The organism is Colwellia sp. BRX10-4, from assembly GCF_014077465.1.
GTDB lineage: Bacteria > Pseudomonadota > Gammaproteobacteria > Enterobacterales > Alteromonadaceae > Colwellia_A.
Window position 1 is genome coordinate 26,327 of record NZ_JACGVZ010000033.1, and the last position, 11,190, is coordinate 37,516.

Below are 11,190 nucleotides of genomic sequence, written 5' to 3' on the forward strand. Positions count from 1 at the left end.
AATACGTATGTAATGGCTATTCATTAACCAGTCGACTCTTTAGTATGAAGGAATAATTAAAAATAATATTTATCTAGTGTAGCTCAAATGTACAACAGATAAATATTGCATAAACCTAAGAGTGATAAGATGACAATAATTCAATTTAAAAAGGTTGCCCTAATAGCAACGGTCACCACCGCATTAAGTGCCTGTGGCGGTGGAAGCAGTGATGGTGGTGATAAAGTTAAGACACCTGACAAGGTGAACAATGCGCCAACTATGACGAGTTTCAGCCATGAAATTATTGAGTCATCACCTAATGAAATCGTTTATTCATGGTCTGTTACCGATAGTGACGGCGATGCATTATCTTGTCAATTATCTCCAGGCAATGGCTTAACAACAGTGACCATCGCTGATTGTGCAAACAATACATCAACAACCGTGACCTCATCGGGCGCAGGAAACTATCAGGCAAGCTTGACCGTTACCGACCCGAGTAATGCTAGTGCGACTGCTAGCCTGACCTTTGATATTGCTACAGCGGGATTACCAGCGCCAATGGTTACTGCAGGGGATAACGAGTTAGTCATTTTCTATAACCGCGCAGACGCAACTTACAGCGATTGGATCATACATTTATGGAACAACGAGACTTGTGACGCTTATGCCAACGCCGATACTGACTGGGCAACAGGGCAAGCACAAACAGGGCTAGATCCAAATTATGGCGCTTACTGGCTTATCAATTTAAAAGCAGATTATGGCGACTGTGCTAACTTTATTATCCATAAAGGTGATGATAAAGACTTAGGTGGCATCGACCATCAAGCTGATTTAAGCGGCGATCGCATGACTTGGACATTATCAGGTATCAGTGATGTATATACCGAACCGACCTTACTTCCAACAGGCATCTTAATTAACGATGTTGCTGCGCACTGGGCCAATGAAAATACCGTATTTTGGAACGCCGGCATCAACGTAGCTAAAGTACGCATTTATAGTTCAGCCACTGACGACTTAGCTTTTGATGGTGAAAGCGGTATTCCAGGGGATAACTTCCTTGAGTACCTCCCTGCGGCAGGTGGTGAACACCCTGCGATTTCACTTAATATGCCTCGCTATAAAGATTTAGCGGCATTTACCGCAACATCGGCATCGGTGAGTAAAGCAAAATCAATGCTTAGTGGTAAATTATTGGCAATTTCATATGCGAGTGACGATTCACTTATCGCCGCAACTTACCTGCAAACACCCCGTATCTTAGACGCTTTATATACCTCGGCAAATAACGATGCTAACGAAGCAGACTTAGGTATTATTTACAGTGCTAGCGAGATAAGCGCTAAACTTTGGGCACCGACAGCACAGCAAGTTACCCTTAAGGTATACAACGCAAGTAAAGCTTTACAGTCAAGTCATACGATGTCCCTTGACGCAGCAACAGGTATTTGGTCATTTACCGCGCCAAACACAGTAGACCGCTTATTTTATCGCTATGAGTTAACCGTTTATCATCAACAAAATCAGCGTATTGAAAAAATTGAAGCCACAGACCCTTACTCGATTTCTTTATCAACCAATGGCGATTTTTCTCAGTTTGTTAATTTAGCTGATAGTGATTTAAAACCCATCGGGTGGGACAGCCACACCATTCCTGAAGTTGTTAACCCTGAAGACAGTGTTATATATGAAGGCCACATACGTGACTTTAGTATTTTAGACGCCAGCACCCGTTCAGAAAACCGAGGTAACTACCTTGCCTTTACCGAAGAAACCTCTGTACCCGTAACACATTTAAAATCTCTTGCTGACGCAGGCTTAACACACTTTCAACTATTACCCGCCAACGATATTGCCAGCATAAATGAAGATGCAGCTAACCTTATTAACCTTGATAATACCGTTAGCGAATTATGTGCTAAGAAAAGTGACGCGCCTGTTTGTGGTGTTGAAAATGCTAGTGATACCTTAGCCGAGGTATTCGCCAGTTACGACCCAACCAGCACAGCTGCACAAGCGCTTGCCGAATCATTGCGAGGCTTAGACAGCTTTAATTGGGGTTATGATCCTGAACACTTCACAACGCCCGATGGTAGTTATTCATCAAATCCTGACGGTGTCGCTCGCATAACTGAAATGCGTGCGATGAACCAAGCGTTGCACGAAATGGGCTTACGTGTTGTTTTAGATGTTGTTTACAACCACACTAACTCTTCGGGTTTATGGGAAAACTCAGTGCTTGATAAAGTAGTACCCGGTTACTATCACCGCCGTGATTTAACCTCAGGTAATGTTGAAACAGCAACTTGTTGCCAAGATACCGCGCCTGAACATGAAATGATGCATAAACTCATGCAAGACTCATTACTTACTTGGTCACAAGCCTATAAGTTTGATGGCTTTCGTTTTGACATTATGAGTAATAATTCAAAAGCATCGATTTTAAGTGCTCGCACCGCTGTACAAGCAATAGACACAGATAACTATTTCTATGGTGAAGGTTGGACGCGTGATGATAAAGGCTATCAACAAGCGGATCAAAATAATATGACGGGTTCGCAAGTCGGTACGTTTAACGATCGACCTCGCGATATTATTCGAAGTGCCTCTTTATTTAAAAGTGCTGGTAGCTTAAATGACCAAGACATTATTCGCTTAGGACTTGCTGGTACCCAAAAAGATTATCAACTACAAGATAAGAATGACAACATCAAAGCGGGTAGTACCTTTAGTAAGCCTTCTTACGGAAAAGACCCTGCCGACATCATTAACTATGTCTCAAAACATGATAATGAAACCTTATGGGATCAACTGCAATATGGCATTGAAACCGAAGTTAGTCTTAATGATCGCGTGCGCATACAAAATATTGCCGGGACCTTGGCGTTAATCAGTCAAGGTATTCCGTTTTTCCAACTGGGTGGTGATTTACTGCGCTCAAAATCAATGGACCGAAACACTTATGATGCCGGTGACTGGTTCAATAGAGTTGATTTCACTATGAGTACCAATAACTGGAATGTTGGCTTGCCACTTGCGCAAGACAATGAAAGTAAATGGTCGTTGATGACAGCACTGATCAATAATAGCGAAACATCGCCACAAGCCAGTGACATTGAATTCTCATCAAATATATTTAAAGAGTTTTTGAGTATTCGTGCCTCAAGCCCATTGTTTAGGTTAACCACACAAGCTGATATTAATGCACGTTTAGGTTTTCATAATACCGGTAGCAAACAGACTCAGGGCTTAATTGTGATGAGTATTGATGATGGTAACGGTCTAACTGACCTTGATGAGAATATTGATGCACTTGTTGTGGTGATAAACGGCACTGCATCCACGCAATCTCACGATATTTTAACTGCGACCGGCTTTGAGTTGCACAGTGTCCAGCAAAGCTCTGCCGATACTAATGTTCAAACAGCATCATTTGTTGAGGCTTCAGGAAAAGGCACCTTTAGCATACCTGCGTTAACTACTGCAGTCTTTATAAAACCACAAGCAATGGCACAAGGCGTTGGTTTAGCAGCAGATGCGACCTTAAATGCGCCTGACCCCGCCCCTTATGGCGAGACAAGTATTTACCTACGTGGGTCAATGAACAATTGGGGTGACGACGGTTTAACAGCAATCGATATGTTTACTTATCAAGGGAACGGCGACTATGTGATTGATTTCACCTTAGCGGTTGGCACGCATATTTTTAAAGTGGGTTCTGATGATTGGGCGGCGGTCGACCTCGCCTTTAGTGATGTCACCTTCACTGATAACTCAATAACAGCATCGGCTGATAACAGTGGCAATATAGAAATAACTACCACGGCTGCCGGTAATTATAACTTTAGTTTAAATGCCAGCACATCGACGCCAAGCTTAACGATTGTGAGCAAAAACACCACAGTAGATTGTGCTGCTTTAGTTGATTCAAGCGACGACATTCCTTTTGATATTAATGGTAGCGGCCAACTCTTTGTTCGTGGCGATCATTCAGCGTGGAATGCCACTGAAGAGTTTAGATTAAATTACAAAGGCAATAACCAGTATCAAGCCGTAGCTGAATTTGACGGGGCAATGCAATTTAAACTGGCTTCAGATGACGGTAGTTGGACCACACAATTGTGGGTACAAAAAAACGATAGTAACGATATTGAAGGGGAGAATTTAGCCTTAGGTATCAATTACCCTGTTGCTTATAATAACGCTGGCGACGCCAATAACAATACGACACTGGCGGCGGGTTCATACAGCTTTTTACTAACACTCGACAGCGCAAACCCAAGTAAAGGCTATAATGTTGGCCGTTTAGCGATACAAGAATGTCAGCCATAGTCATCAGGTAAGTTAATCGAACAGCTTAAGTACTTAAGCTGTGCTAACACTTTAGAAAGCGCTAAGGATGAATATTCTTGGCGCTTTTTTATGGGGAAATAACTTGTCAGCAGATTGGCTGAATACGTATGTAAAAATTAGAATAAACTGTTTATATTGCTGATAAATGCGTAACTTATTAACATTATTAATTTACTTTGTTATTTATCCTTATGCGTATTTCTTTAGCTCGTTCTCGACAATTAAGCCTAATCATTATCACCACGACATGTATAAGCTCATGTCAGCATGATCAAAGTATACCAACAAGAACCCAGCTTACCGAAACGAGCGTAAAGTCAGTAGCAGTTCCCCCTTTAGTAAGCCAAGACTTTTCTGCACATTGGCTGACCCCAGAACTGCTTTTATTACCTGAAGATAATTTACATCAACAACATACGTTAACCTTTGATGATGGTGGATATATTGAAAAAGCCACACTTACGCCCTTCACAGGAGAAATAAATCGTCTGCTTATCCCTAAACATTTACGTTCATTTAATGTATTTGAGGTAAAGCTGGCTACTAATAAGATTAAAAAAGTACTGAAAAATAAAATATATGTCAGCTCTGCAAGCAAGGGCACAAATTCAAAACACACAGCACAGGTGCAAACAGCTCAATTATTGGATGTTTTGTTTACCTCACAAAGTAACGACGCTAATGAGCTGAAAAATTTTGGGGCCACTCTCAGTAAAGATTCGATTGAGTTTGCACTGTGGGCACCGACCGCAAAACAGGTAACCTTATTAGCGTTTAATAAAGACAAGCAAGCGACGCATGTTGTGCCACTTAAAGAAGATAGCAATACCGGTATTTGGTCTGGTGCCGTTATGAATACTCAACAAGAAGTCTACTACCAGTACCAGCTGACAATATATCACCCGGCTAGCGATAAAATTGAAACATTAACCACTACAGATCCCTATTCCTTGAGCCTTTCAACAAACAGTGAATATTCACATGTTATCAACTTAGCTGACTCAAAAAACAAACCTAATGGCTGGGAATTACAGCAAGATGTTTTAATTAAGAACCCTGAAGATAATATTTTTTATGAAACCCACATTCGTGATTTTAGTGCCCACGATCCGCAACTCTCATCACCTGCTGTTCGAGGAAAGTACGCCGCCTTCAGCGAAAAAAATAGCGCTGGCATTAAGCACTTTAAGGATCTACAAAAAGCAGGTATTAACAATATTCATCTACTCCCTACCTTTGATATTGGTACCGCTAACGAAAATGACACACAAGTTATTGATCTAAATAATCCTATTAGCAAACTTTGCCAACTCGTGCCCGAACATAAGCTTTGTGGGATCGAAGACCAAGCAATAACGATACAAGAATATTTAGAAACACTTCCCACTGCAACACACGAGCGCCAAGCGATAGTCAGTTCTATTAGAGAAATTGATAATTACAATTGGGGCTACGACCCTTTCCATTATACTGTTCCAGAGGGCAGTTACGCACAAAACCCTGAAGGCTCAGCACGTATTATTGAATTTCGTCAAATGGTACAAAGTATTCATAATCTAGGCTTTCGCGTCATCATGGATGTCGTTTATAACCATACTCATCAAGCAGGGCTAGCGCCAACGGCTGTGCTTGATAAAATTGTCCCTAATTATTATCATCGTCTTGACCCTATCAGCGGAAAAATCGCACAATCAACCTGTTGTGATAACACTGCCACAGAAAATGTCATGATGGAAAAGTTAATGACAGACTCATTAGTTGTTTGGGCAAGAGACTACAAAATTGACGGCTTTCGCTTCGACCTTATGGCACACCAACCCAAATCGGCGATGCTTAAAGCCAAAAAAGCAGTACAAGCGGTTGATATAGACACCTACTTTTATGGGGAAGGTTGGAATTTTGGTGAGGTAGCGAATAATCAGCGCTTTACGCAAGCTAGCCAATTAGCATTGGCTGGCACAGAAATCGGTACCTTTACCGACCGTTTACGCGATGCAGTTCGCGGTGGAGCCTTTAGCGCCAGTGGCGATGACATTCGTAAAAGCCAAGGTATCGGCAGTGGTTTAAGCACTATGCCTAATGAATTAGTGGATCGAGTAGTATCAAGAAAAGCTTATCTACTCGCCGCAGATCAATTACGTATTGGTTTAGCCGCTAATTTAGCCAACTTCCCTCTTAAAAATGCTCAAGATAAAAACGTTACCGGCAAAGAAATTCCTTATGGTGACCAACCAACCGGTTATGCATTAGACCCTGCCGATACCATTAACTATGTATCTAAACACGATAACCAAACATTATGGGACAATAATCAATACCGCTTACCTTTTGATACCTCAACAAAAGATCGCGTACGTATTCACTTACAATCACTGTCCTTTGCTATTTTCGCACAGGGCATTCCATTCTTACATATGGGATCAGAGTTTTTACGTTCAAAGTCATTTTTACGCGACAGTTACGACTATGGTGATTGGTTTAATAAAGTCGATTTTACCAAGCAAAGCAATAATTATAATGTTGGTTTACCGCCAGCAGATAAAGACCAAGCAAACTGGCCACTGATTAAAAAAGTACTGGCAAAAAATGAAGGGCGAGATATTGTTAGCCCAACTGACATCGAGTTTAGTGCAGAAGTGTTTAAAGAGTTCATTAGTCTACGCATGAGTACCCCCCTTTTTCGTCTTACCAACAGTGAACAAATAATAGAGCGTGTAAAATTTCACAATACTGGTAAAGCACAACAAATTGGCTTAATTGTGATGAGCATCGATGATGCCGAAAAATATCAGCAAGTAGATGCTGACATATCAGCGCTCGTTGTTATTTTTAATACTAGCACCACCGCTAAAACAATCCCTTTTAAAGAGGCAGCACAATATCAATTGCACCCTATTCAACAACAGGGCGTTGATAGTGTTGTTAAAGAGAGTACCAGCAATGAAAACAGCTTTTTTGTTCCAGCACTAACCACCAGTGTTTTTATCAAAGAGCAATAATGCGCTATCGTTAGCGGCTAGTAATGATTTTATTTACTTAATCATAAAGTAAAGTCTTACTAGCCCTACTTCTCGCCTTAAACAAAAGTCCCGCCTAGAGCAACCTCATCAGTGCATATCAACAATAAACTTTAAATGTAGTGAGCCTTGAGTCAAAATTTAAATATGGCCTAATAAGTTTGACTGCTGTTTTGGCAAGTGCGGCAATTGTGGCTACTCCAATATTAGCCAATGAACCCGATGAGATGACTTCAGAAGAAGTAAAGATTGAAATTATCAAGTTGGATATTTATCGGTTTATCTATTGTATTTTTGTGCTCTTTAGCCATTATAGCTTGTCGCACTATCTGCTTGTTATACTCATCGTAAACACGTCGACTTAATGACAATTTATTTACGATATTAATTTTTCTTTTTAATATACTGTAAACACAAGGAAATAATATCTTTGACTATAATCTAAAACAGTATTTTTGCGGTGTTTTAATGAATAAAACTGCCGCCTTATATATTGATCTATAGCGTCAAATAAACTGTATAATATTAAATATTAACTACTCATTAAAATACTATATTACCATGGCCAAAAAAAACCTTCGTATCCGTGAAAAAACAATCTTTGACGGTATTTTTAGTAAATACATTTTAAAATTCCTTTTTAGCCTTTGGTTTAAAGTTGCGGGCTGGAAATTGTGCACAGCTACCCCCGAAGGTGCAGGTATCACGATTGCAGCACCGCACACATCGAATTGGGATTTTGTCTATGCGCTTGGGGCTGCGATATTGCAAGATGTGAAAATATATTTTTCTATTAAAGACAGTATGTGCCGGATACCTCTTTTAGGTCGTTGGTTGATGTACCTTGGTGCTATGCCTATTGATCGTTCATCTACAGGCTTAGGGCAAGTTGAACAAATCAAGCAATTTATTGAAACACAAAAAGGTAAACGAGTATTTTTCTTATTTACTCCAGAAGGTACAAGAGGCGGAGTAGCAAAATGGAAAACAGGCTTTTACCATGTTGCTCAAGGATGTGGTTTACCTATTTTTTTAGCCAAAGTCGATTACCTCAGTAAAGAAACAGGTGTTTTTCACATCTTTAAGCTGACCAATAATAAAGATGATGATATTCAAGCGATGCAGGCCTCTTATAAAAGTGTTTATGGCAAATATCCCACCAAACAATTCCCCCCTTACCAAGGCCTCATGCCAAGCATAGGTGATAAAGAAGCGGCAATTATTCGTGCACTTTACGCCATTAACTCTATTAAAGGCGTGGCGACTAAAATGGAAATAAGTGCGAAAGCAAAAATGGGTGAGTTGTCGAATACGATGTTTGATTTTTTAATCGATAACGGGCTTGTTGAACAGGGATTTTTAGAAAGAGCTGAAATTACCTACCAGTTAACTTTAGCGGGCAAAGGCTGTTATTTACATTTGTATTCGCAAGATGACTCACTTGTTATACCTAACGGATAAACGATGACTACGAAGAATGTTTATTACAAACCATCGTAAAAATTAATGCCTGTCGTTACTAAGCCTTATTAGTTACACTAATTTGGTTTAGTAACACGTTACAGGTTTGATAACGCCTGCAACGCCAATAACTTTAAACATAAAAGACTTTTCGCGAATATTTTACTATCTAGACAAATGATAATAAATAAACATGACACTAACCGCCATTGTTCCTTCATTTCGCCTACCTTTCTTAATATTAGCCCCTGTTTGTGTTTTTCTTGGTGCTAGTATGAGTTATATGGAACAAGGTGCGGTTGATTATGCCGTATTAGCCATTGCCTTGTTAGGGGCAATCTCTGCGCACATTGCAGTTAATACCATTAATGAATATCAAGACTACGTCAGCGGCTTAGATCTGAAAACAATTAGAACTCCCTTTAGCGGTGGTAGCGATTTATTATCTCAGCAACCTGAGTTACTTCTTGGGGTAAAAAGAGCCGCGATTGTCACAACCCTTTTAACCTTTCTTATTGGTGTTTATTTCGTCACACTTTATGGCGTAGCAGTAATTGCCATAGTACCAATGGGATTACTTGGATTAGCCATTATTATTAGTTACACAAAGTGGATTAATAAATGGCCCATTATCTGTTTAGTTGCCACTGGACTTTGTTTTGGTTTACTGATGGTGGCAGGCACCCAAGTTATTTTATCTGGCCACTTTTCAACAACACCTTGGCTAATAGGTTTGATCCCTTTTCTTCTTATTAACAACTTATTACTTTTAAACCAATATCCTGATATTGATGCTGATAAAAGTATCGGTCGAAATCATTTTCCTATTGCCTTTGGTATAAAAACAAGCAATAGCATTTTTTTCATCTTTTCGGTGTGCTCAACATTATTGCTTGGCTTTTTTATTAGCCAAAAGCTATTACCCACTCTGAGTGCACTGGCTTTTATTCCACAAGCATTGGCCTTTGTCGCTTTATATGGTGCAATAAAATTTAAAGATAATATTGGTCGACACCCTAGATACCTTGCTTACAATGTTAGTTGTGCATTACTAACACCATTAACGATAGCAATTACCGTTTTTGTTAACTAATTATAAAAGCTGGAATTTTTACCTTTAAGCACCGAAAATACCTTTCAAAAAATTCACTCAAAATTTGAAATGATTAACTTCTAAAATATAACTCTAAGGGTAGTAGTTGCCACAAAAGAGAGCTTTCCTAACACCCTCAATCAGTACCAAAACTGTCTTATATTATACGTTAGTGGACGTTACCCACAGATAAAAAGACGCATTGTTTGATTATAAAAATTACCAATTAATCGAATAACCTGACTGGCAAAAATACCACAATTGCCAGCGTCACTATTTTGCATTGGGATGACTTTTTTTGTGCCGCGGCATTAAATAAAGATTAAAACGAGCGTTTGAATTTATGGATCAAGCTTGATATAAGTAAACAACAAAAAACTAATGATCTTTATAAAATGAAATTGCACCAAATTGAAGGCTATATTCAGTCTATTTACTTAGTAGAATATTCTGAAAAATTATTGTTACTTGATGGCTGCTGCCGTGCAGATATCGAAACAATTAAGACCTTTATAACAGAAGAATTACAACGTCCATTTTCGGACCTTAAACTCATAGTCGTTACTCATATGCATCCAGATCATGCTGGAGCAGCTCATGTATTGAGAAAAAAAACTGGTTGTAAAATTGCCACTGCTAATGTTTCTGGGCATTGGTATACAGGTGTAGACGGATTATTAATGCACTTTACCGATATGGCATTGACTCGCTGGGTTGCGAAACGTAAAAATAAACCAGCAAAAAAACTTTGGTACTCCTCCAAATTAAAGCCCGACATAAAAATAAATGATGGTGAGGTTTTACCAGGCTTTGCTGAATGGCAAGTCATTTATACTCAAGGGCATACCGACAGAGATATCTCTTTGCTACACCAACCAAGTCAACTCATTTATGTAGCTGACCTAATGGTGGAAGTAAAAGGACGACTTATTCCGCCTTTTCCCATTTTTTATCCCAATCGCTATAAAAGCTCACTGACTAAAATAAATAATCTTCAACCTAAATCCATTTTGCTTGCTCATGGCGGTGAGGTTCAACTTAGCGATGATGACTACCAACACCTCTTGTCCAAAGCTCCAGATTTACCTTTAACACATTGGCGATCAATTAAAACTAAACTGCGAAAAACATTTACATAGCTTTATTATCTCCTATTAAGCCACCCATAATAACTTGTTTGTTTTTTCAACAATAAACTACACTTAATTTACCCTCTTATAAGTGTGGTGATTGTTATGCCCAAGCCTCGTTCACAACAAATCAGTTTATCTGATACAC

Annotated in this window: 5 protein-coding genes; all 5 read left to right on the plus strand. The window is 39.4% G+C overall.

Translation table 11 applies throughout. From position 1 onward, the window contains the following. Positions 1–129: 129 nt before the first annotated feature. A complete protein-coding gene (locus H4J67_RS18095) occupies positions 130–4,320 on the plus strand; it encodes an alpha-1,6-glucosidase domain-containing protein (protein ID WP_182204582.1) in 4,191 nt (1,396 codons plus the stop codon). A 212-nt stretch (positions 4,321–4,532) separates the two neighbouring features. Next, positions 4,533–7,340, plus strand: coding sequence for a pullulanase-type alpha-1,6-glucosidase (gene pulA, locus H4J67_RS18100; protein WP_182170977.1), 2,808 nt, complete (start codon positions 4,533–4,535; stop codon positions 7,338–7,340). A gap of 579 nt (positions 7,341–7,919) precedes the next feature. Further along, positions 7,920–8,819 (plus strand): 1-acyl-sn-glycerol-3-phosphate acyltransferase, encoded by a 900-nt coding sequence (locus H4J67_RS18105; RefSeq protein WP_182204583.1) that lies wholly within the window; start codon positions 7,920–7,922, stop codon positions 8,817–8,819. A gap of 193 nt (positions 8,820–9,012) precedes the next feature. Further along, entirely contained in the window at positions 9,013–9,912 is a 900-nt protein-coding gene (locus H4J67_RS18110) for a prenyltransferase (protein WP_182170983.1), read from the plus strand. 395 nt (positions 9,913–10,307) lie between these two features. Continuing rightward, on the plus strand, positions 10,308–11,051 hold the full coding sequence (locus H4J67_RS18115; RefSeq protein ID WP_182204584.1) for an MBL fold metallo-hydrolase: 744 nt from the start codon (positions 10,308–10,310) through the stop codon (positions 11,049–11,051). Positions 11,052–11,190 lie beyond the last annotated feature (139 nt).

Excerpts from the sequence above, each read along its gene's own strand:
- H4J67_RS18095 (WP_182204582.1), top strand. The coding sequence starts at position 130 with ATGACAATAATTCAATTTAAAAAGGTTGCCCTAATAGCAACGGTCACC.
- H4J67_RS18110 (WP_182170983.1), top strand. The coding sequence starts at position 9,013 with ATGACACTAACCGCCATTGTTCCTTCATTTCGCCTACCTTTCTTAATA.
- H4J67_RS18115 (WP_182204584.1), top strand. The coding sequence starts at position 10,308 with ATGAAATTGCACCAAATTGAAGGCTATATTCAGTCTATTTACTTAGTA.
- H4J67_RS18105 (WP_182204583.1), top strand. The coding sequence starts at position 7,920 with ATGGCCAAAAAAAACCTTCGTATCCGTGAAAAAACAATCTTTGACGGT.
- pulA (WP_182170977.1), top strand. The coding sequence starts at position 4,533 with ATGCGTATTTCTTTAGCTCGTTCTCGACAATTAAGCCTAATCATTATC.